Genomic DNA, 23,276 nt, shown 5'->3' with positions numbered 1-23,276 from the left:
GGCTTTTTTAGAATATTCTATTAATGACATTCACCGCAGAGTGGATGGATGAAAAGCGAACGGCACAGGGCATGGATAAACCAATGAAAAATAATGATAACGTCAGGAAACAACGGATTGTGCTGGTGACGGATCTGATGGCCGGTCGTGGTGGGATGGAAAATGTGACCGGTCAGTTGATCACGGCCCTGAATGCGGAACCCGGTACCGAAGCAGGGCTGTTTATTATCAACAGCGGAGAGGAGAGCCACTCCCGCGCCTGGACCGCCAATGCTGTTCTGGCTGAGAGCGTCTGCACGCTGCGGAATAAGAAAATAAAAAATCTTATTCATACGCTGAGAATGGCTGCCTTCTTTCGTCGTTATCAGCCCGATCATGTCCTGACCCTCAACACCATTCCCTGCCTGATGACGCGCCGGGCAATCACGCTTTCAGGACGTAAAATCGTATTGTCGAGCTGGATGCACCTGCCTCCGCGTGAACGTTATCGTCCCCATTATCTGTTGCGGGCCGATCACCATTTTGCGATCAGTAATCAGATTAAAGAGCAGCTGGTGGAACTGGGCGCACGCGCCACTGACGTTGACGTGATCTATAACCCGATCAAACGCAATGACACGGTAATCGGCAGACCCCAGGCGCTGAAGTTTCTCTATATTGGTCGCGTCCATTATCAGCGGCAGAAACAGCTTAAAGATCTGTTTGATGCCCTGCAGCAGCTGGATGCGCCCTGGACGCTGGAGATAGTGGGTGACGGGGAAGATCTGACGCAATGTCAGCACTACGTGACGCAACTCGGCATTCAGGATCGCATCACCTGGCATGGCTGGCAGGAGAATGCCTGGGAGTATGTCATCCGCCATATCAGACAGGTCACCTGCCTGGTCATGACCTCTAACTTCGAAGGCTTCCCGCTGATCCTGCTGGAGGCGATGTCGCGCGGCGTCTACTGTGTTTCATCCGACTGTATCAGCGGCCCGGCGGAAATTATTCAGAACGGTATTAATGGTCAGCTCTATCCCACCCATGACAGCATGGCGCTGGCCGCGATTCTCAACGCTATGAGCGGGGGTTTCCACTTCCCCGATCATCAGGCTATTAAAGCGAGCATCACCGGTTTTTATGAGGAAAATTATATGAAGCACCTGATGAGTGTGTTTAACCGCCTTACTGAGGTTAAGCATGACGAATAAAATCAGTCGCAATGGATTAACGTTAATGGTTAATTTTTCAGTTATTGCGCTCTGCCTGGCGCTGTCACTGAATATGTTTGTTACCGGCCTGCCGCAAAAAATATTTTATCTGGTCTCTTATCTCTCTATCGCGTCCGTGCTGTATGGCCTGGTGCGCAGGCGGGTGGACTTTAAAGAGAACGGTTTTTATATCGCCCTGTTTGCTGTGCTGATTATCTTTGCCCTGATTCGACTGTTCTGGGCGATTCACGTGAAGGGGATCGAAACCGCGCCCTCAGGCGATGCCATCACTAATATGGGCAACTATCTGCTGGGCGCGAAGCGGCTGTTGATGGGTGCCTTTGTGCTGCTCAGTCTGGCTGTTTATGGGGATCGTGTCTCCCTGACTACGCTACGCGTCGGAAAAGGGCTCATCCTTCTTGGCCTGCTGATTACGCTGGGCTTTGGTATCCACGAGCATCTCTACACTGAGAATATCCGCATCAAGCTCACCACCGAAGCCGCCTCCATGTCCTCCTACATGATTCTGTTTATCTACTGTGCCTGGCTGTGGCTAAGCCGCTATGAGACGCACGCTTACTGGAAGGTTGCCGATATCGCTGTGCTGGCAGTGACCTTTGCCTTGCTCTACCTGTGCGGCACCCGTGTGACCCTGATTGCGCTGATTGCCGTGGGGCTGCTGTTCCTGGTGCAGACCTACCGGCTGTCGCTGCTGACCAACTGGCGGATTAGCGCTCTGCTGGTGGGCGTAATGGCGGTACTGATTCTGATGACCAGCAACCGCTGGGTGGAGGGGGTGCAGGATATTGAGAACTTTGGTTCAAACAGTTCGACCTCGCTGGGCGCACGTGTCGCCATCTGGGGCGGGGCGGTCAACTTTATTGAGCACCATGGCGGTTTTGCGACGCCGGATGCGCGCACCACTGAGGCGCGTCAGTTCATCACTGCGCACTATCCTCTCAATGTTGAAGGCTTCACCAACGTTAAATACAACATGCACAACGAGTTCCTCGAGGTGACGTCATTGCAGGGCTGGCTGGGTACGGCGTCGCTGGCGCTGCTCTATCTGACTGTGCTGGCGGGCTGGATGAAGAAGTGTGATCTGCGCGGCGTGGCGCTGCCGATGGTGGCGCTATTTACCACCGGACTGACCGATTCGGTGCTGCCCTATAATCAGACCGCGACCATTTTCATTATGGCACTGGCGCTCTGCTGCATACGGCGGCCCCTGCCGGTAACGCGGGTAACCACAGCGTAGTGGGGCGTTGAACAAATAAAAACGGCGGGGTTTCTCTGGAAACCCCGCCGTTTTTTTTACCGCGTTTTTTACCGGGTAAAGTTAGTCGCGTGAACCGATGTCGCGCAGTTTTTTACCTGCCATCAGGTTACGTTCGATGTGTTCCAGCGAGACGTTTTTGGTCTCAGGGATCAGCATCACCGTCAGCAGAATGAAGAACAGGTTAAGCAGTGCGTAGACCCAGAAGGTGTTCGCATTGCCCAGCGTATTCAGCATCGTCAGGAAGGTCGCACCTACGATCATGTTCGCGATCCAGTTGGTGGTGGTGGAGACAGTGATACCGAAATCGCGGCCTTTCAGCGGCTGAATTTCGGAACAGAGTACCCAGATCAACGGACCGGCTGACATCGCAAAACCGATGATGAACATCAGCAGCATACCTACCGCAAAGTACTGTGCGCCCGGCGAGTGAATGCCGAAGTGCAGCATCGTACCCAGAACGCCCATACCGGCTGCCATCACCATAAAGCCCAGAATCAGAGTAGGTTTACGACCCCAGCGATCCACCAGGCCAATGGCAATAAAGGTCGCCAGTACGTTAACCAGACCCACAATCACCGTGCCCCACATCTGCTGGGTGGTGTTGGTGAAGCCCGCGATTTCAAAGATTTTTGGCGCGTAGTACATGATGACGTTCATGCCGGTAAACTGCTGCATTACCTGCAGCAGGATGCCGAGATAGACCGCACGACGGAAGTGGCTGCTGCTGGTGAACAGACCCCAGCCAGACTGTTTGATCTTCAGGCTTTCACGGATCTCTTCCAGCTCACGTTTTGCCTGCTCGCTGGTGTCACGCAGACGATCCAGTACGCGTTGTGCATCGCGGAAGTTGCCTCGTGCCGCCAGCCAGCGTGGGCTGTTTGGCAGGAAGAAAACGCCGACCAGCAGCAACAGTGCCGGAATAGTGATGATGCCCAGCATCCAGCGCCAGTTACCGGTAAAGCTGAACGCCGTATCGGACAGGTAAGCACCAAGAATACCGATGGTGATCATCAGCTGATAAAGCGAAATCATACTGCCGCGAATTTTTTCCGGAGCGATCTCAGAAAGATAAAGCGGGGCAGTATAAGAGGCGATACCGACTGCCAGACCCAGCAGAACGCGGGCGCTGATCAGCATTTCCGGGTTTGGCGACATCGCCGACCAGAGTGAACCGATAACGAACAGAATCGCACCGGCCATCAGGCTTTTTTTACGGCCCAGGCGGGATGACATCCAGCCGCTGCCGATAGCACCGACCGCCGCACCAAACATCATGGAACTGACGATCCACTCCTGCTGATGAGGGGTGACGTTAAAGTCCTTTGCGATAAACGGCAGAGCACCGGCGATAACGCCGATATCCAGACCGAACAGCAGACCCGCAAGGGCCGCCAGAAAGCAGACAAATAAGGTCATCGCCTTATTTGAAGTTCTGCTTTTGTGTGTATTGCCAGGCATTTTAGCCTCCAGGTTTATCCATCATTGTTTTTATCAATGTTAAAAAACCTTTTGCGGGAAAAAAGTGAGCCTGATCACATCAGTGTAATCGCTTACACACGCTGAAACCCTGAAATTCAGCATATTTTTCCCGGAAAGATTAATTAACCAGTGAGGTATAGCACTCATTAAGTTTCTGACAATGCTCTATTTACTGGCTATCAGACGACGCTGAAAATAACGCATTTTCAGCAGAATAACTACGTGCGTTAATTCCTAAATATCGGATAAACAAAGCATTTCAATTTGTAATCGTTAACATTTAGTCGTCAGAAAAAGCGAAAAGAAGTGTAGCTGAGAACTGAAAATTTGCTGCAGAGAGAAGAAGATGTCGGGCAGATGCGTTTTTTTGTCGTCACGCGCTCACCAGAATTTGCGCTGGCCTGTCGTTCAGAAGGGTAGCGGGAGCAAAATTGCTCCGGTTAGCAATGGGGCTGAAAAGGCAATAAAAAACCCTGCCGTAGTGGCAGGGTTTTTATCTGCAGTCGGTAACCTTACAGGCCAGCCGCTTCACGCAGCAGGGCAGCTTTGTCGGTTTTTTCCCATGGGAAATGTTCACGACCAAAGTGGCCGTAAGCTGCGGTCTCTTTATAGATTGGGTGCAGCAGATCCAGCATCTGGATCAGACCATATGGACGCAGGTCGAAGAATTCGCGCACCAGCAGCGTCAGCTGTTCGGTAGAGATTTTCTCGGTGCCGAAGGTTTCCACCATGATAGAAGTGGGTTCAGCCACGCCGATAGCGTAGGAGACCTGGATTTCACAACGGTCAGCCAGGCCGGCCGCTACGATGTTTTTCGCCACGTAACGTGCCGCATAGGCTGCAGAGCGGTCAACTTTAGATGGATCTTTACCCGAGAACGCACCGCCACCATGACGTGCCATACCGCCGTAGGTGTCTACGATGATTTTACGACCGGTCAGACCGCAATCGCCCATCGGGCCGCCGATCACAAAGCGACCGGTTGGGTTGATGTGATATTTGGTCGAGGCGCTCAGCCACTCTGCAGGCAGAACCGGCTTGATGATCTCTTCCATCACTGCTTCCTGCAGATCTTTCTGGCTGATGGATTCAGCGTGCTGGGTAGAGAGCACAACTGCATCGATGCCCACGATTTTGCCATCGTCATACTGGAAAGTGACCTGGCTCTTGGCATCCGGACGCAGCCACGGCAGGGTGCCATTTTTACGCACTTCAGCCTGACGCTGTACCAGACGGTGCGCATAGGTCACCGGCGCAGGCATCAGCACGTCTGTTTCGTTAGTGGCATAGCCGAACATCAGGCCCTGGTCGCCCGCGCCCTGTTCCAGCGGATCGGTACGGTCAACGCCCTGATTGATATCCTGAGACTGTTTACCAATCGCGCTTAATACCGCGCAGGAGTTGGCGTCAAAGCCCATATCGGAATGGACATAGCCGATTTCACGTACGGTTTTACGGGTGATCTCTTCGATATCAACCCAGGCGCTGGTGGTGATTTCACCGCCAACCAGCACCATACCGGTTTTAACGTAGGTTTCGCAGGCCACGCGCGCTTTAGGATCCTGTTCAAGGATCGCATCCAGCACAGCATCGGAGATCTGGTCGGCGATTTTATCGGGATGTCCTTCTGATACAGACTCGGACGTAAAAAGGTGTTTAGCCATTCTGTTCTTTACCTTAAATATGGTTTGAGTACGACTGCATAGCGCCAGTGAGGTGGTCTGACCTGACGCCCCTTCAGGCAAAGCCGCGAGCAGTGAGGTTGTGTCAGCAAAGCAGGCCAACACCGCCTGGATAGTAACCTGTTTAGATGGAAAACCATCTGGACGGCTATTTTAGGATAGAGGGTAAACCAATTACCAGCCCTTTTTCTGTTTCAGCATTTAACCTGTCTCTGTTATCGGCATAATTTGCTGACGCTACACGCAATTCCCCGATAATATTTTTGCATTTTAGGGCTGTAAACTGTATAAAACGCCGCTGCTTTGATAGCAGCAGCAAGGATGACGCCACTGTTTGCGTCGCGCCTGTCAGACTCTGGTCTGGCTTTCACCCAGGTTGTTTTCCATGTGCCCCTGGCATATGCGGAGGTGATACAAGTAATGAACCACGCTTTTTCTTCTTCCGGTTCTCTGCGCTGCGGCGCTGCGCTGGCTCTCTCCTGCCTCCCATCTGTTTCTCTTTCCTGCCGACGCGATGTCCGATGCGGTAATTTTACCGACACAGGCGCAGGCTAATCTTTATCTCTGCTCGATCGGTTTTGTCTCTTCTCTGCGCACGCGCAGCGGAACGACGCAGGTTATCCATGGTCAATACAGATCAGTTAAATGTTCTCTGTTTAAACGGAGATGGCCCGGGTGTTTTACACTTAACTCTCATGCGTGAATCGCGCTGACGGCAACGTCAGGTGAACAGGACATTGCGTTTAATGTGGCAACAGGTTTTCAGATTAGCGGCCATAAAGCCGGTTAACAGTTTCATCTTTCAACGGAAAATTGAGGTTCGCGATGTCTGACGACATGAAGAATATCAAAGGTTCGTCAGCTGGCGAACAGGGTACACTCCGCTCCATGCAGGAGGTTGCAATGAACGATCAGGATGCGAGCAAAATGTTGCGTACGTACAACATCGCCTGGTGGGGCAACAACTATTACGACGTTAACGAACTGGGCCACATCAGTGTCTGTCCCGATCCGGATCGTCCTGACGTGCGCGTCGATTTAGCTCGTCTGGTCAAAGAGCGCGAAGCGCAGGGCCAGCGTCTGCCTGCTTTATTCTGCTTCCCGCAGATCCTGCAACATCGTCTGCGTTCCATTAACGCCGCCTTTAAACGTGCGCGTGAATCCTACGGTTACAAAGGCGACTACTTCCTGGTTTACCCGATTAAAGTTAACCAGCACAAACGCGTGATTGAGTCCCTGATCCACTCCGGCGAACCGCTGGGACTGGAAGCGGGCTCAAAAGCCGAGCTGATGGCGGTGCTGGCGCACGCCGGTCAGACCCGTTCGGTGATCGTCTGTAACGGCTATAAAGATCGCGAATATATTCGTCTGGCGCTGATCGGTGAGAAGATGGGCCATAAGGTCTATCTGGTGCTGGAGAAGATGACCGAAGTGCGGCTGGTGCTGGAAGAAGCAGAGCGTCTGAATGTGGTGCCGCGTCTTGGTATCCGTGCGCGTCTGGCTTCGCAGGGCTCCGGTAAATGGCAGTCGAGCGGCGGCGAAAAGTCGAAGTTTGGCCTGTCAGCCACCCAGGTGCTGAAACTGGTTGAGATCATGCGCGAAGCGGGTCGCATCGACAGCCTGCAGCTGCTGCATTTCCATCTGGGCTCGCAGATGTCCAACATCCGCGACATCGCTACCGGCGTGCGTGAGTCGGCGCGCTTCTATGTCGAACTGGCCAAGCTGGGCGTCAACATCAAATGTTTCGACGTCGGCGGCGGTCTGGGCGTCGATTACGAAGGAACGCGCTCGCAGTCTGACTGCTCGGTCAACTACGGCCTGAATGAGTATGCCAACAACGTAATCTGGGCGATTGGTGCTGCCTGTGATGAGCACGGTCTGGAGCATCCGACGGTGATCACCGAGTCGGGCCGTGCGGTAACCGCGCACCACACGGTGCTGGTCTCCAACATCATTGGTGTGGAGCGCAACGAGTTCAGCGAACCTGAAACGCCGGATGCGGATGCGCCGCGCCCGATCCTCAGCATGTGGGAAACCTGGCAGGAGATGCACGAGCCAAGTACCCGCCGTTCGCTGCGTGAATGGCTGCATGACAGCCAGATGGATCTGTTTGATATCCATACCGGCTACTCGTCAGGCACCTACGATCTCAAGCAGCGTTCATGGGCTGAGCAGCTCTATCTGAGCATCTGCCACTATATTCAGCAGCATCTCGATCCGAGCAACCGTGCACACCGTCCAATCATCGACGAACTGCAGGAGCGGATGGCGGATAAGATTTACGTTAACTTCTCGCTGTTCCAGTCAATGCCGGATGCGTGGGGTATCGATCAGCTGTTCCCGGTACTGCCGCTGGAAGGGCTGAACAAGAAGCCGGAGCGCCGTGCCGTGCTGCTCGACATCACCTGTGACTCCGATGGCACCATCGATCACTACGTGGATGGCGACGGTATCGCGACGACCATGCCGATGCCGGAATATGACCTTGATAACCCACCCATGCTGGGCTTCTTTATGGTGGGTGCTTACCAGGAAATTCTGGGCAACATGCATAACCTGTTTGGTGACACCGAAGCGGTGGATGTCTACGCACGCGAAAATGGCGATGTGGAAGTGCAACTCTCCGATGAAGGCGACACCGTAGCGGATATGCTGCGTTACGTGCAGCTTGATCCCAACGAGCTGATGGCGCTGTTCCGCAATCAGGTTCAGGCATCCGATCTCGACGAAGAGCTGCGCGCGCAGTTCCTGGAAGAGTTCGAGAGCGGCCTCTACGGCTATACCTATTTAGAAGATGAATAATCGATCCTGGCGACCGGTAATCGCATATTGCAGTTGCCGTTAACTATGTCGATAATCTGACTCACTCAATCCCTTCCTCGTCGGGCCTAACGACGCGGAGGGGATTTTTTTCATCTCAACCTTAATGGTTTGCGGGCTGGCCCGACTTACGCACATAGAGAGAGCAATTATGTATAACACGCTTGGCAATCAGTACGACAACTCCCTGGTTTCTAACGCCTTTGGTTTCATGCGTTTTCCGCTGAATTTTCAGCCTTACGACAGCGACGCCGAATGGGTTATCACCGGCGTGCCGTTTGATGCCGCGACCTCGGGTCGTCCGGGCAGCCGCCTGGGTCCGGGCGCGATTCGCCAGATCTCCACCAATCTGGCCTGGGAAGGCTGCCGCTGGCCGTGGGATTTCGACCTGCGTCAGCGTCTGAACGTCGTCGATTGCGGCGATCTGGTTTACGCCTTCGGTGATTCGCAGGATCTCTCCGACAAATTGCAGGCCCATGCTGAAAAACTGCTGGCCAATGGCAAGCGCATGATGACCTTTGGCGGCGACCACTACGTCACACTGCCACTGCTGCGCGCCCATGCAAAACACTTCGGCAAGATGGCGCTGGTGCACTTTGATGCGCATACCGACACCTACTCCAACGGCCCGACCTTCGACCACGGCACCATGTTCTTTACCGCGCCGAAAGAGGGTCTGATCGATCCGCAGCACTCAGTGCAGATTGGTATCCGTACCGAATTCGACAAGAGCCTGGGCTTCAACGTGCTGGATGCGGCGCAGGTCAATGACCGCAGCGTTGACGATATCCTCGCCGAAGTGAAACGCACCGTCGGCGATCTGCCGGTCTATCTGACCTTCGATATCGACTGTCTGGATCCGGCGCATGCACCTGGCACCGGCACGCCGGTGATTGGCGGGCTGACCACCGATAAAGCGACCAAGCTGATCCGTGGCCTGCAGGGCATGAACATTGTCGGCATGGATCTGGTGGAAGTCGCACCGGGTTACGATCATGCTGATCTGACGGCACTGGCAGCGGCTACGCTGGCGCTGGATATGCTGCATGTTCAGGCTGTAAACAAAGGCTGATGCCTGCTGCCTGCCGGCTTCAGTCCGGCAGGCGCTGAACGCGGCGTCCTGTCCGTCGGGCGGACGCCGCTGCTGTGATCTTCCTCTCTTTGCCATGATCCGATCGATTCCCTTCTGACCCCGACGGGTAACCGTCAGGCGCGAACCCCTATCTGCAACTAAACTTACAGCGTAAAAATGGCGTAGTGGAGATAATCATGGGCTTTCTTGATGAACTGGCTGGCGCACTGGATGGCAACCAGAGTGAAGGGCATCCGCCGGGACAGTTACAGGCTGTCTGGCATTGGGTGCAGGAGCAGGGCGGTATTGAAGTGCTGCTGCAAAAATTCCAGCAGGGCGGGCTGGGTGAGGTGTTTGGTTCCTGGATCGGCACCGGCGATAACCATCCGGTTGGCCACAGTGAGATTCAGTCTGCTTTTGGTCAGGATGAACTGCAGTCACTGGCCGACAAACTCGGCACCGATGTGAAAGGTGCATCGGGTACGCTGGCCGCGCTATTGCCGCAGCTGATTGATAAAATGTCGCCGCAGGGACACATGGATGAACAGGCGCTGCATGACAACAAGCTGGATCTGGGCTCGATGGTGGATCAGATATTTAAGCGCTAGCGGACTTCGCACGGCTAAGCGCGCACGCCGGATGCATGCGCGCTCAGAGGCGGGATTACTTACTGTCGGCTGCAATTCTCTCACGAATATGCGCGGCGCGCGCTTCAGAGGCGGGATGTGAGTCAAACATCGAACTCTGACGTCCCTGTTCCATCTTCGCCAGCTTTTCAAAGCTGGTGGCCAGGCCCATTGGATCGATATTGCGCTTCTTCATCAGATCATAGGAGAAGTCATCCGCCTGTGACTCCTGCGTCTGGGAGAACTGCGCATTCACCAGTTTTTCACCCATTTCACCCAGCTGCGACTGCGACAGTGAACCAATCACGCCGCCAACCGAGGCGGCTGCGGTGCGGGCCGCGGTTGTGGCATATGCCAGTTGCATTGCCTTGCGCGTATGACCTAACGCGACGTGACCCATCTCATGACCCAGCACGCCTTCCACTTCATTGTCAGTCATCATATCCATCAGACCGCTGTAAACACGAATACAGCCATTTGCCATCGCCCAGGCGTTGACATCTTTGGTCTGATAAACCTTGTAGTTAGCCGGTACACCGTTGATGTTATCGCCCAGCGCCGCCGCGATCTTGTTCAGACGCTGCTGATAATCACTGTTAGCAGGCGCAATCTGATTATCTTTGTCCATCTGCTCACAGGATTTATCGCTCAGCTGTTTTACCTGATCGTCGCTGAGGGTATAAGCCTGATACGCCTGCGCGCCCGACTGCATCAGCGCATTGTTGTCTAAACCCTGACAGCCACTGAGCAGCGTGGTCAGTCCAAGCGCTAACACCATTTTTTTGATTTTCATGCTGTATCCCATTCATAACAAGGTAAGAAAAACAAACACCTGAAACTCAGACAGGTGAATAAACGATTTGGTTATAGCGTGCCAGTCTGCACTTTGCTAGCAGATATGGCTGGAAAAGCCATACGAAGCGGCTGCATTTAGCGTTTTACAGCATGTACTTTTGCCCCGTTTCTCATGTACATTGATGGGCAACTTTTTCCTTGTTTTGCCCGGTAACTCATTAATAACAATAAGTTAAGGTGCGAAGCATTAATCCGACCTGGAGTAGAAAATGCCCTCTCGTAAAGAGCTTGCCAACGCCATTCGTGCGTTAAGTATGGATGCAGTACAGAAAGCGAAATCGGGACATCCGGGTGCCCCAATGGGCATGGCGGACATCGCTGAAGTACTCTGGCGCGGCTACCTGAACCACAACCCAACCAACCCGCTGTGGGCGGACCGCGACCGTTTCGTGCTCTCTAACGGTCACGGCTCAATGCTGATCTATAGCCTGTTGCACCTGACCGGCTACGATCTGCCCCTGAGCGAACTGGAAAACTTCCGTCAGCTGCACTCAAAAACTCCAGGTCACCCGGAATATGGCTACACCGTGGGCGTTGAAACCACTACCGGTCCGCTGGGGCAGGGCATCGCTAACGCAGTCGGTTTTGCCATTGCTGAGCGCACGCTGGCAGCACAGTTCAACCGTCCGGGTCATGACATCGTAGACCACAACACCTATGTCTTCATGGGTGATGGCTGCATGATGGAAGGTATCTCGCACGAAGTCTGCTCACTGGCCGGTACGCTGAAGCTGGGCAAACTGGTGGCGTTTTATGATGACAACGGTATCTCTATCGACGGTCACATTGATGGCTGGTTCACCGACGACACCGCTAAGCGCTTTGAAGCTTATGGCTGGCACGTGGTGCGCGGCGTCGATGGTCACGATGCGGATGCGATTGCGAAAGCGATCGAGGAAGCGAAAAGCGTCAGCGACAAGCCTTCCCTGCTGATGTGCAAAACCGTTATCGGTTTTGGTTCACCGAACAAAGCCGGTACCCATGATTCACACGGCGCACCGCTGGGTGATGATGAAGTTGCACTGACCCGCAAACAGCTGGGCTGGACCCACGCGCCGTTCGTTATTCCTTCTGATATCTACGCTGAGTGGGACGCGAAAGAAGCGGGCCAGGCGAAAGAGTCTGCATGGAATGAGAAATTCGCCGCTTACGCACAGGCTCATCCTGAACTGGCTGCCGAGTTTAAACGCCGCGTCAGCAACGAACTGCCAGCTAACTGGCAGGAAGAGTCGCAGAAGTTCGTTGAGCAGCTGCAGGCGAACCCGGCGAAGATCGCCAGCCGTAAAGCCTCACAGAATGCTATTGAAGCTTTCGGTAAAATTCTGCCGGAATACCTGGGCGGCTCAGCCGATCTGGCACCCAGCAACCTGACAATCTGGTCTGGCTCTAAGCCGATCAACGAAGATGCTGCGGGTAACTACATCCACTACGGCGTGCGTGAGTTCGGTATGACCGCAATCGCCAATGGCCTGGCGCTGCACGGCGGCTTCCTGCCTTACACCGCGACCTTCCTGATGTTTGTTGAATATGCGCGTAACGCAGCGCGTATGGCGGCACTGATGAAGATCCGTCAGATCATGGTCTACACCCACGACTCTATCGGTCTGGGCGAAGATGGCCCGACGCACCAGCCGGTTGAACAGATGGCGAGCCTGCGCACCACGCCAAACATGAGCCTGTGGCGTCCATGTGACCAGGTTGAATCCGCGGTGGCGTGGAAATATGCCATTGAGCGTAAAGATGGCCCGACTGCGCTGATCTTCTCCCGTCAGAACCTGGCGCAGCAGGATCGTGACACGGCACAGCTGGCTAACGTAGCGCGCGGCGGTTACGTGCTGAAAGATTGCGATGGCACGCCTGAGCTGATCCTGATCGCCACCGGTTCCGAAGTTGAGCTGGCTGTCGGTGCCTGGGACAAACTCACCAGCGAAGGCCGCAAAGTGCGCGTGGTCTCTATGCCATCAACGGATGCCTTCGACAAGCAGAGTGATGAGTACCGTGAATCCGTGCTGCCAAAAGCGGTCAGCGCCCGCGTCGCAATCGAAGCGGGCATCGCTGATTACTGGTTCAAATACACCGGCCTGAACGGCGCTATCGTGGGCATGACCAGCTTCGGCGAATCTGCACCTGCCGATCAGCTGTTCGAACTGTTTGGCTTTACCGTCGACAACGTCGTCGCGAAAGCGAAAGCGCTGCTGGCGTAAAACCGGTCAGGCGGGCCTGTTCCCGCCCGGCTGTAAAAACAGAGGGACGAGATTTTCGTCCCTTTTATTTTTTTATTCCTGCAGTAATAACCGCCTTTTGCCTTAATTTGTGACACAGATCCAAATTTAAGCAGCCAGATTGATCACAATCATTCCTGTTATTCCTTCCTTCTATTATTGTAGCTGAACCGTTTCAGTCGCCAGGCAAATCGCCCTGGTTTCGGACAATGCCGGGTAAGAATCTCCTGTACAAAATGCAGTGAAACGCTCAGGCTAACGGCACGTTTTTTTCAGTCTGACGTGGCAGGAGAGAAATGACGGTACGGGTAGCGATAAATGGTTTTGGCCGGATTGGACGCAACGTCCTGCGCGCGCTGTATGAAACGGGCCGACGTGCAGAGATCACCGTGGTCGCGATTAACGAGCTGGCAGAAGCCACCGGTATGGCGCATCTGCTGAAATACGATACCAGCCATGGCCGTTTTGCTTTCGATGTCCGCCAGGAGCGCGATGTAATGTGGGTGGGTGGCGATACCCTGCGCATTTTGCACCGTGCAGCCATTGCCGATCTGCCGTGGCGTGAACTCGACGTGGATGTGGTGCTGGACTGCACCGGCGTCTATGGCTCACGCGCTGATGGCGAAGCGCATCTTCAGGCTGGCGCCAAAAAAGTGCTGTTCTCTCATCCCGGCGGAAACGATCTCGACGCCACAGTGGTGTATGGCGTTAACCAGCAGTTACTCACCGCCAGTGACCGCATCGTCTCCAACGCTTCCTGTACCACTAACTGCATTATCCCGGTGATTAAACTGCTGGATGATGCGTTTGGTATCGAATCCGGCACCGTCACCACGATCCACTCGGCGATGCACGATCAGCAGGTGATCGACGCCTATCACAGCGATCTGCGCCGTACGCGTGCAGCCAGTCAGTCGATCATTCCGGTGGACACTCGCCTGGCGGCAGGCATTACCCGTATTTTTCCGAAATTCAACGATCGCTTCGAGGCGATAGCCGTTCGCGTCCCGACGATTAACGTGACGGCCATTGATCTCAGCGTTTCTGTGCATCAGGCGGTGACGGCGTGTGAAGTTAACACCCTGTTGCGAAGCGCGGCAGAAGGGACATTTCGTGGTATAGTTGACTATACGGAATTACCGTTAGTCTCAGTAGATTTTAACCATGATCCGCACAGTGCCATTGTGGACGGAACACAAACGCGGGTCAGCGGTCAACACCTTATCAAGACCCTGGTCTGGTGTGACAACGAATGGGGCTTTGCTAACCGAATGCTCGACACGACGTTAGCGATGGCCGCAAGCGGTTTCAGGTAAGACGCGGTATGCGTCTGGCAAAACTTATGAGAATCAACGAGAGGATTCACCATGTCTGTAATTAAGATGACCGATCTGGATCTGGCTGGTAAACGCGTTCTGATCCGTGCCGATCTGAACGTACCGGTTAAAGAAGGTAAAGTGACGTCTGATGCACGTATCCGTGCTTCTCTGCCAACCATTGAAGCGGCGTTGAAACAGGGCGCGAAAGTAATGGTTACCTCTCACCTGGGTCGTCCGACCGAAGGTGAATACAATGAAGAGTTCTCGCTGCTGCCGGTAGTTAACTACCTGAAAGACAAGCTTAGCGGCACCACCGTGACCCTGGCAAAAGATTACCTCGATGGCGTTGAAGTCGGCGCTGGCGAACTGGTTGTGCTGGAAAACGTTCGCTTTAACAAAGGCGAAAAGAAAGATGACGAAGCACTGTCTAAAAAATATGCTGCTCTGTGCGACGTCTTTGTGATGGACGCCTTTGGTACCGCGCACCGCGCACAGGCTTCTACCCACGGCGTCGGCAAATTTGCCCCTATCGCCTGTGCTGGCCCGCTGCTCTCTGCAGAACTGGAAGCGCTGGGTAAAGTCATGAGCAACCCGGAGCGTCCGCTGGTGGCTGTGGTAGGGGGCTCAAAAGTCTCTACCAAATTTGACGTGCTGCAATCTCTGGTCAAAATCGCGGACACCGTGATTGTGGGCGGCGGCATTGCCAACACCTTCGTCGCTATCGACAACAACGTCGGCAAATCCCTGTATGAGCCAGATTTCGTTGAAGCGGCTAAAGGCCTGCGCGATCAGCACGGTATTCCGGTTCCAACTGATTCACGCGTTGGCACAGAATTCTCTGAAACTGCGACCGCTACTGTGAAAAAGGTTTCGGAAGTTGCGGATAACGAAGAGATTATGGACTTTGGTGATGAAACCGCACAGGCGATGGCTGCCATCCTGAAGGATGCTAAAACCATCCTGTGGAACGGCCCGGTGGGCGTGTTTGAGTTCCCTAATTTCCGTAAAGGCACCGAGATCGTGGCTAACGCCATTGCAGACAGCGATGCCTTCTCTGTTGCAGGCGGCGGCGATACCTTAGCGGCTATCGACCTGTTCGGCATTGAAGACAAAATTTCCTACATCTCTACCGGCGGCGGCGCGTTCCTTGAGTTCGTGGAAGGCAAAAAACTGCCTGCAGTTGCCATGCTGGAAGAGCGTGCGAAGCAGTAATCCTTTGGGGGCGATGCCTGGCGGCATCGCCTGAAGTCTTGCCCGTCTGGGCGTTTAAATCGACGTTCCTCAAGGGGAACAACGGTCACGAAACAGGACACAATCATGTCTAAAATTTTTGATTTCGTAAAACCCGGCGTTGTCACTGGTGATGACGTACAGAAGATCTTCAAAGTTGCGAAAGAGAACAAATTCGCACTGCCAGCCGTAAACTGCGTCGGCACTGACTCCATCAATGCGGCACTGGAAGCAGCGGCGAAAGTTAAAGCGCCAATCATCATCCAGTTCTCTAACGGCGGTGCTGCATTTATCGCGGGTAAAGGCTTCAAGACTGACAAACCACAGGGCGCGGCAATTTTCGGCGCTATCGCGGGTGCGCACCATGTTCACCTGATGGCTGAGCAGTATGGCGTGCCGGTTATCCTGCACACTGACCACTGTGCCAAGAAACTGCTGCCATGGATCGACGGTCTGCTGGACGCAGGTGAAGAGTACTTCCAGAAAAACGGTAAGCCACTCTTCTCTTCTCACATGATCGACCTGTCAGAAGAGTCACTGGAAGAGAACATCGAGATCAGCAGCAAATATCTGGCGCGCATGGCGAAACTCGACATGACGCTGGAAATCGAACTGGGCTGCACCGGTGGTGAAGAAGATGGCGTTGATAACAGCCACATGGACGCATCTGCACTCTACACCCAGCCAGAAGATGTGAACTACGCGTACGAAAAACTGAATGCTATCAGCCCGCGCTTCACCATTGCGGCTTCATTCGGTAACGTACACGGCGTTTACAAGCCAGGCAACGTGAAACTGACCCCAACCATTCTGCGCGATTCGCAGAAATATGTGTGTGAAAAACATGGCCTGCCGCACAACGCGCTGGACTTCGTTTTCCACGGCGGTTCAGGTTCTTCTGCTGCAGAAATCGAAGAGTCTATCAGCTACGGCGTGATCAAGATGAACATCGATACCGATACCCAATGGGCAACCTGGGACGGCATCCTGCAGTACTACAAAAAGAACGAGGGCTATCTGCAGTCGCAGCTGGGTAACCCGGAAGGCGCTGACAAGCCAAACAAAAAATACTACGACCCACGCGTCTGGCTGCGTTCAGCCCAGGCCTCTATGGTAGTGCGTCTGGAGCAGGCTTTCAAAGAGCTTAACGCTGTCGACGTGCTGTAACTGAAGAGTCGTTACCGTACAAAAAAGGCCCGAAAGGGCCTTTTTTTATGCACAATTTCTGGAAAAACAGGGTTAAACGCCGGTCGGTTTGGCGCTTAAGGAGATAATTGATTACCCTTGATGGCAGGGTGTCGGATGTCATCTGGCAGTTTTTTCATTCCCGGTGGGAATCTAACAACAGGGCTTATTAATGGAAGAGTTACACGTCGTCGACGGCTTAAACAACGCAGGTAACTGGCTGGTTCGCAATCAGGCGCTGATCATCAGCTATGCCGTAAATATCGTTGCAGCTATTGCCATCATTATTATCGGGATGATTATCGCCCGTATCATTTCTAATGCCGTAAATCGCCTGCTGCGCGCCCGTCACATAGACGCTACCGTGGCGGACTTCCTCTCCGCATTGGTGCGCTATGGGGTTATCGCCTTCACCGTTATCGCAGCGCTGGGACGCATCGGTGTGCAGACCGCCTCGGTGATTGCCGTGCTGGGTGCTGCGGGTCTGGCCGTGGGTCTGGCGCTGCAGGGGTCACTCTCTAACCTTGCTGCAGGCGTTCTGCTGGTCACCTTCCGTCCGTTTCGCACCGGCGAGTTCGTCGATCTGGGCGGCGTTATGGGAACCGTGCTGCATGTGCAGATTTTCTCCACCACGCTGAGAACGGCAGACGGCAAAATCGTGGTGGTGCCAAACGGCAAGATCATCAGCGGGAACATCGTCAACTTCTCGCGTGAACCGGTTCGCCGTAATGAATTTATCATTGGCGTGGCTTACGAGGCGGATGTGGATGAAGTGATCGCCTTACTGCAACAGGTTGTTGAAGCGGATAGCCGCGTGCTGAAAGATAAAGGTATCCAGATCGGTCTTAACGAACTGGCAGCCTCCTCTATGAACTTTGTGGTGCGTTGCTGGAGCAATAGCGGCGACCTGCAGGACGTTTACTGGGATCTGCTGAAGAACTTTAAGCGTGCGCTGGATGGAAAAGGGATTGGTATTCCTTATCCGCAGATGGATGTGCATCTGCATCAGAAGCCGACGCCTGAAGCAGAAGCAACCCAGGTTCAGCCACAGTAATCTTTAAGTGGGCGGCGTCTGTCGCCCATTCATTTTGCTAATCGCAGATTAATTCTTTCAATTTCCGCTAATCATCCTCTCTCTTTATACTTCTCCTCCTCTAACGATGTGAGGAAATAATCCTGTGTTATCTCTCTATTTTCAGGGGCTTGCCCTGGGCGCCGCGCTGATTCTGCCGCTGGGACCGCAGAACGCTTTTGTGATGAATCAGGGCGTGAAGCGTCAGTATCATCTGATGACGGCGGCCCTCTGCTCGCTGAGTGATATTCTGCTGATCTGCGGTGGGATCTTTGGCGGCAGTGCCTTGCTGAGCCAGTCTCCACTGCTGCTGATGGTGATCACCTGGGCGGGCGTAGCCTTTCTGTTGTGGTATGGCTGGGGCGCACTGCGTAGCGCTTTTCGCGGCGACGCCGATCTGGCGGATGGTGAGCCATTAAAGCAGAGCAGGGGACGCATTATCGCGACGCTGCTGGCAGTGACCTGGCTCAATCCGCACGTCTATCTCGATACCTTTGTGGTGCTGGGCAGTCTTGGCGGTCAGTTGCCGACCACCACCGCGCGTCAGTGGTTTGCGCTGGGCACCATCAGTGCGTCGATCCTGTGGTTCTTTGGTCTGGCGCTGCTGGCCGCCTGGCTGTCACCACGCCTGCGCACCGCCAAAGCCCAGCGCATCATTAACCTGCTGGTAGGCGCGGTGATGTGGTTTATCGCCCTGCAACTGGCGCGCCAGGGCATTGCCGGATTTTGATCGCAACGTCGATCCGGTGCGGTTATTGCCGCGCGGAGGCCGAACTTTTGCCATAATGACCACTCAAAGCATGGCGCATACCGATGCGCTGTTGGGCTTCGCCGGTTGGAAGCCGTCATAGTACCTTTTCAAGGAGGACTTTCATGAAACTGAAAGCATTGGCTCTGGCCGCAATCATGAGCGCCGGGGCATTGCCTGGCGTACACGCTGATGAGTTACCGAACGGGCCACACGTGGTGACCTCAGGCAAGGCAACGGTCGATGCCCGTCCCGATATCGCCACGCTCTCTATCGTTGTGAACGTGTCGTCAAAAGATGCCGCAGATGCGAAAAAGCAGGCGGATAGCCGGGTTGCACAATATTTCGATTTTCTGCAAAAAAACGACATTGAGAAGAAAGATATTGATGCGGCAAACCTGAGCACCCAGCCTGAGTACGATTACACCAAAGAGGGTAAATCCGTCCTGAAAGGCTACCGTGCGGTGCGTCAGGTGCAGGTAACCCTGCGTCAGCTGGACAAGCTGAATGATCTGCTGGACGGGGCGCTGAAGTCCGGTCTGAATGAGGTGCGTAGCGTCGAGTTAGGCGTGGCAAATCCGGAGAGCTACAAAGAGCAGGCGCGTAAAGCAGCGATTAAAAATGCGACTCAGCAGGCATCACAGCTGGCTGAAGGCTTTAACGCGAAGCTGGGATCGATCTACAGCATTCGTTATCAGGTCGCTAACTATCAGCCGATGCCGATGAACCGTATGTATAAAGCGGCTGCAGCGGCAGATACCTCGGCGCAGGAGACCTACGATCAGCAGAGCATCAACTTTGACGATCAGGTTGATGTGGTGTTTGAGATCAAGCCCAATACGCCATAGTGCAAAACGGGGCTGATGCCCCGTTAAGACTGCCGATGAATCTCAGGATCTGACCGCAATGAATAAATTCAAAGCGAAGGGAACATGGTCAGAGGAGGAAAGCGTCCCGCGCCATGGACGGCGCGGGCCGAGCGGCCAGGGATTGGCTTAAGCGCCTTTCCGATCTGACCTTGTTCCCTGAGCCGATCCATCCTTACAGCCGTTCGGGGCATAATTTGTCAGCAGTAAAAACGGGGCTTTCGCCCCGTTTTTGTTTTCAGGCTGCGACGTCATCCTGACGCAGCACCCGATGTCCATGCGCAATCAGCGCATCGGTCACCCGACGCATTAACCGGCTTTCCGGCGCAAAACGATGCCAGTAGAGCATCCGGCGCTGACACAAGCCTGGCGTCAGATCTATTAACTCACCGCTCGCCAGCTCACGCTCAATCTGCAGATGCGGGATCATACAGCAGGTCGAACCCTGTCGCGCCATCTGCACAAAGGCTTCAGAGGAGTTCACGATGTGGCAGGGCACACTGCCCGGTGAGAGATCAAAGTTCTGTTGCAGGAAGGCCTGATGCATATCATCAAGATGGTCAAACGCCACCGCAGGCGCTTTCAGCAGGGCAGAGCGGGTGACGCCGTTGGGGAAGAAGCGATCGGCAAAGTCACGCGACGCCACAAACAGGTAGTCGAGCGCACCGAGCTGATCCACCAGGCAACTGGGCAGCGGCTGTGGCTGAATACTCACCGCACCCACCACTTCACCACGACGCAGACGCTCCTGGGTGCGGGTTTCATCTTCGACCTGCAGATTCAGGCGTACGGGTGAATCTGCCAGCACATCCTTCAGTGCAGGCAGCAGCCAGGTCGCCAGACTGTCGGCATTGACCGCCAGCGACAGCAGCAGTGGCGTGGTGCCACTGTTCTCATCGCCCAGCCACTCCTCTTCCAGCAGTTCCACCTGGTGCAGCAACGCCAGCAGTTTCTGACCCTGTTCGGTCGGACGTGGTGGCACCGTGCGCACCAGCAGCGGCTGACCAAACAGATTCTCCAGCTGCTTGATACGCTGTGAAACCGCTGACTGGGTGATACATAATTTTTGAGCGGCACGCTCAAATCCGCGTTCGCGGATCACTGAATCCAGCGCCTGAAGCGTTCGATAATCCGGGCGTTTCATTATTCTTCTCTCTCCTTCAGGATGGATGTCACTATGCCACAAAAGTATCACCTGTGATGGCTCTCTTGTTTTTTGTGGGCTGGCTTCCAAAGCGATAAATCCGCGTCGGTCAGCCGAGCATTTTCAGCAAGCCTTGTTTTATACTACGCGCACTTCGTTGTCGCACAGGTTTTAAACATACCATGACCCAGGATGAACTGAAAAAAGCCGTTGGCTGGGCTGCACTTGAGTACGTGCAGCCGGGCACCGTTGTTGGTGTGGGCACCGGATCCACCGCTGCCCACTTTATCGATGCGCTTGCCACGGTCAGGCATCAGATTGAAGGTGCCGTCTCCAGCTCGGATGCCTCAACCCAGAAGCTGAAGAGCCTGGGTATTCAGGTGTTCGACCTGAACGAGATTGACCTGCTGTCGGTGTACGTAGATGGCGCGGATGAGATCAACCCACAGATGCAGATGATCAAAGGCGGCGGCGCGGCGCTGACGCGCGAAAAGATCGTGGCCGCCGTGGCTGAAACCTTTATCTGTATCGCTGACGCTTCAAAAGAGGTCGATGTGCTGGGCCGTTTCCCGCTGCCGGTCGAGGTGATCCCGATGGCGCGCAGTTATGTGGCGCGTCAGCTGGTGAAAATGGGCGGCTTGCCTGAGTATCGTCAGAACGTGGTCACCGATAACGGCAACATTATTCTCGATGTGCATAATCTGCGCATTCTCGATCCCATTGAGCTGGAAAAAACCATCAACGCCTTGCCTGGCGTCGTTACCGTGGGCCTTTTTGCCGCGCGTGGTGCCGATATTGCACTGATTGGCGGGCCTGATGGCGTGAAAACCATCAAAAAATGATCTGTCCGGCGTCGATGCGGCGTCGGTTATTTCTGCCTGCAAATCATCTTTTCTCGCTGCGGTGAAATTTGGTGACTTATGTCACATAACCGTCATCGGCAGCGGGTTCGTTCTCTCTTCCAGTCCGACCTCCTTATTTTGTCCGGCAATGTGCTGCCGTCAGCCGCTGCCGTGCTGGCGGCCGGGCAATCGTTTGTATTGCCCGACGCGATTTTTTTGATATTTTGACAGAAGGCTGGCTTATGGTAGTCCTCATTGAATGCTGAATAGGATCGGGAAATGGCAAAGGTATCACTGGAAAAAGATAAGATTAAGTTCCTGCTGGTGGAAGGTGTCCATCAGAGCGCGCTGGAGAACCTGCGGGCTGCAGGCTATACCAACATCGAATTCCATAAGGGCGCACTGGACTCCGACGCGTTAAAAGCATCGATCCGTGATGCACACTTTATTGGTATCCGTTCCCGCTCCCAGCTCACTGAAGAGATTTTTGCGGCGGCTGAAAAGCTGGTCGCCGTTGGCTGTTTCTGTATCGGCACCAACCAGGTTGATCTGCAGGCGGCTGCCAGCCGGGGTATTCCCGTGTTCAATGCGCCGTTCTCAAATACCCGCTCGGTTGCGGAGCTGGTGATTGGTGAGATGCTGCTGATGCTGCGTGGCATCCCGGAAGCGAATGCGAAAGCACACCGTGGCATCTGGAATAAGATTGCCAAAGGCTCATTTGAAGCGCGTGGCAAAAAACTGGGTATTATCGGTTACGGCCACATCGGAATGCAGCTGGGCGTGCTGGCAGAAAGCCTGGGTATGCATGTTTTCTTCTACGACATTGAAAACAAGCTGCCGCTGGGTAATGCCACGCAGGTACGCCATCTGGCCGATCTCCTCAACATGAGCGATGTGGTCAGCCTGCACGTGCCGGAAACCGTCTCTACACAGGATATGATTGGTGCAGAGCAGCTGGCGCAGATGAAGCCTGGCGCGCTGCTGATTAACGCCTCACGCGGCACGGTGGTGGATATCCCGGCGCTGTGCGATGCGCTGGCCAGCAAGCATGTGGGTGGCGCAGCCATCGACGTCTTCCCGAGCGAGCCAGCTACCAACAGCGAGCCGTTTATCTCTCCACTGAGTGAGTTCGACAACGTGATCCTGACGCCGCACATTGGCGGCTCGACGGAAGAAGCGCAGGAGAACATCGGCATTGAAGTGGCGGGCAAGCTGGCGAAATACTCCGATAACGGCTCGACTCTCTCGGCTGTTAACTTCCCCGAAGTGTCACTGCCGATTCACGGTATCAGCGCCAGTCGTCTGCTGCATATCCATGAGAACCGCCCTGGCGTGCTGACGGCTATCAACCAGATTTTTGCCGAGCAGGGCATCAACATCGCCGCCCAGTATCTGCAAACCTCGCCGTTTATGGGCTATGTGGTGATCGACATTGATGCAGAGCCGGAAGTGGCTGAGAACGCGCTGCAACTGATGAAGGCGATTCCGGGTACCATCCGCGCCCGTCTGCTTTACTAAGCGCTATCAACCTGAACAGGCGCTTAGTCGCGTCTCTTCAGGTAGTTAATACAGGCTCTCCCGATTTGCTGTAAGACCGAGACTGCGAAGAGAACACGGTCAGATCGGAAAGATGCAAAAGCCG

18 protein-coding genes are annotated in these 23,276 nt (G+C 54.4%); 14 read left to right on the top strand and 4 right to left on the bottom strand.

Going from position 1 to position 23,276, the window contains the following annotated elements; all coding sequences use genetic code 11:
* Positions 1 to 44 precede the first annotated feature (44 nt).
* Both ACO6VX_RS11940 and ACO6VX_RS11935 read left to right on the top strand, forming a co-directional pair.
* Entirely contained in the window at positions 45 to 1,193 is a 1,149-nt protein-coding gene (locus tag ACO6VX_RS11940) for a glycosyltransferase (protein WP_050482734.1), read from the top strand.
* Positions 1,194 to 1,218: 25 nt separating this feature from the next.
* On the top strand, positions 1,219 to 2,451 hold the full coding sequence (locus ACO6VX_RS11935; protein ID WP_089414926.1) for an O-antigen ligase family protein: 1,233 nt from the start codon (positions 1,219 to 1,221) through the stop codon (positions 2,449 to 2,451).
* Positions 2,452 to 2,532: 81 nt separating this feature from the next.
* On the opposite strand, the gene ACO6VX_RS11930 is transcribed toward ACO6VX_RS11935, so the two are convergent.
* Positions 2,533 to 3,930: a sugar porter family MFS transporter gene (locus ACO6VX_RS11930; RefSeq protein ID WP_010248855.1), complete on the bottom strand. Its 1,398-nt coding sequence runs from the start codon at positions 3,928 to 3,930 to the stop codon at positions 2,533 to 2,535.
* Between the two features lie 533 nt (positions 3,931 to 4,463).
* Positions 4,464 to 5,615 (bottom strand): methionine adenosyltransferase, encoded by a 1,152-nt coding sequence (gene metK, locus ACO6VX_RS11925; protein ID WP_010248851.1) that lies wholly within the window; start codon positions 5,613 to 5,615, stop codon positions 4,464 to 4,466.
* An 843-nt stretch (positions 5,616 to 6,458) separates the two neighbouring features.
* On the opposite strand from metK, the gene speA reads away from it, so the two are divergent.
* From speA to ACO6VX_RS11910, 3 genes are all read left to right on the top strand, one after another.
* The gene (speA, locus tag ACO6VX_RS11920) at positions 6,459 to 8,435 is read left to right on the top strand and encodes a biosynthetic arginine decarboxylase (protein ID WP_010248849.1); all 1,977 of its coding nucleotides are present in this window, start codon (positions 6,459 to 6,461) and stop codon (positions 8,433 to 8,435) included.
* Between the two features lie 169 nt (positions 8,436 to 8,604).
* On the top strand, positions 8,605 to 9,525 hold the full coding sequence (gene speB, locus ACO6VX_RS11915; protein WP_010248847.1) for an agmatinase: 921 nt from the start codon (positions 8,605 to 8,607) through the stop codon (positions 9,523 to 9,525).
* Positions 9,526 to 9,722: 197 nt separating this feature from the next.
* Positions 9,723 to 10,133, top strand: a complete 411-nt coding sequence (locus tag ACO6VX_RS11910) for a YidB family protein (RefSeq protein WP_010248845.1) — start codon at positions 9,723 to 9,725, stop codon at positions 10,131 to 10,133.
* 55 nt (positions 10,134 to 10,188) lie between these two features.
* Here the strand turns inward: ACO6VX_RS11910 and ACO6VX_RS11905 are convergent, their stop codons facing one another.
* Positions 10,189 to 10,944 carry a M48 family metallopeptidase gene (locus ACO6VX_RS11905; RefSeq protein ID WP_010248843.1) on the bottom strand — a complete coding sequence of 252 codons (756 nt, stop codon included), beginning with the start codon at positions 10,942 to 10,944 and terminating at the stop codon, positions 10,189 to 10,191.
* Positions 10,945 to 11,215: 271 nt separating this feature from the next.
* On the opposite strand from ACO6VX_RS11905, the gene tkt reads away from it, so the two are divergent.
* From tkt to ACO6VX_RS11870, 7 genes are all read left to right on the top strand, one after another.
* On the top strand, positions 11,216 to 13,210 hold the full coding sequence (gene tkt, locus ACO6VX_RS11900) for a transketolase (RefSeq protein WP_010248841.1): 1,995 nt from the start codon (positions 11,216 to 11,218) through the stop codon (positions 13,208 to 13,210).
* A gap of 314 nt (positions 13,211 to 13,524) precedes the next feature.
* The gene (gene epd / locus ACO6VX_RS11895) at positions 13,525 to 14,544 is read left to right on the top strand and encodes an erythrose-4-phosphate dehydrogenase (RefSeq protein WP_010248839.1); all 1,020 of its coding nucleotides are present in this window, start codon (positions 13,525 to 13,527) and stop codon (positions 14,542 to 14,544) included.
* A gap of 51 nt (positions 14,545 to 14,595) precedes the next feature.
* On the top strand, positions 14,596 to 15,759 hold the full coding sequence (pgk, locus tag ACO6VX_RS11890; RefSeq protein ID WP_010248837.1) for a phosphoglycerate kinase: 1,164 nt from the start codon (positions 14,596 to 14,598) through the stop codon (positions 15,757 to 15,759).
* Between the two features lie 105 nt (positions 15,760 to 15,864).
* Positions 15,865 to 16,944 (top strand): class II fructose-bisphosphate aldolase, encoded by a 1,080-nt coding sequence (fbaA, locus tag ACO6VX_RS11885; protein WP_010248835.1) that lies wholly within the window; start codon positions 15,865 to 15,867, stop codon positions 16,942 to 16,944.
* A 190-nt stretch (positions 16,945 to 17,134) separates the two neighbouring features.
* Complete coding sequence (gene mscS / locus ACO6VX_RS11880) at positions 17,135 to 18,016, top strand: small-conductance mechanosensitive channel MscS (RefSeq protein WP_022623840.1); 882 nt, start codon at positions 17,135 to 17,137, stop codon at positions 18,014 to 18,016.
* Between the two features lie 124 nt (positions 18,017 to 18,140).
* A complete protein-coding gene (gene argO / locus ACO6VX_RS11875; RefSeq protein WP_010671062.1) occupies positions 18,141 to 18,764 on the top strand; it encodes an arginine exporter ArgO in 624 nt (207 codons plus the stop codon).
* A gap of 143 nt (positions 18,765 to 18,907) precedes the next feature.
* Positions 18,908 to 19,630 carry an oxidative stress defense protein gene (locus tag ACO6VX_RS11870; RefSeq protein WP_187493104.1) on the top strand — a complete coding sequence of 241 codons (723 nt, stop codon included), beginning with the start codon at positions 18,908 to 18,910 and terminating at the stop codon, positions 19,628 to 19,630.
* A 256-nt stretch (positions 19,631 to 19,886) separates the two neighbouring features.
* Here the strand turns inward: ACO6VX_RS11870 and ACO6VX_RS11865 are convergent, their stop codons facing one another.
* Positions 19,887 to 20,792: a LysR family transcriptional regulator ArgP gene (locus ACO6VX_RS11865; RefSeq protein WP_010248822.1), complete on the bottom strand. Its 906-nt coding sequence runs from the start codon at positions 20,790 to 20,792 to the stop codon at positions 19,887 to 19,889.
* Positions 20,793 to 20,974: 182 nt separating this feature from the next.
* Between ACO6VX_RS11865 and rpiA the strand changes: the two genes are divergently transcribed.
* Both rpiA and serA read left to right on the top strand, forming a co-directional pair.
* Complete coding sequence (rpiA, locus tag ACO6VX_RS11860) at positions 20,975 to 21,634, top strand: ribose-5-phosphate isomerase RpiA (protein ID WP_010248819.1); 660 nt, start codon at positions 20,975 to 20,977, stop codon at positions 21,632 to 21,634.
* 279 nt (positions 21,635 to 21,913) lie between these two features.
* Complete coding sequence (gene serA, locus ACO6VX_RS11855; RefSeq protein WP_010248817.1) at positions 21,914 to 23,152, top strand: phosphoglycerate dehydrogenase; 1,239 nt, start codon at positions 21,914 to 21,916, stop codon at positions 23,150 to 23,152.
* Positions 23,153 to 23,276: the final 124 nt, after the last annotated feature.

This window comes from Pantoea sp. BJFS-204 (assembly GCF_049310725.1).
Lineage (GTDB): Bacteria > Pseudomonadota > Gammaproteobacteria > Enterobacterales > Enterobacteriaceae > Pantoea > Pantoea agglomerans.
The sequence above is the reverse complement of the archived record's forward strand: the minus strand, read 5'-3'. Positions and strand labels throughout refer to the sequence as shown.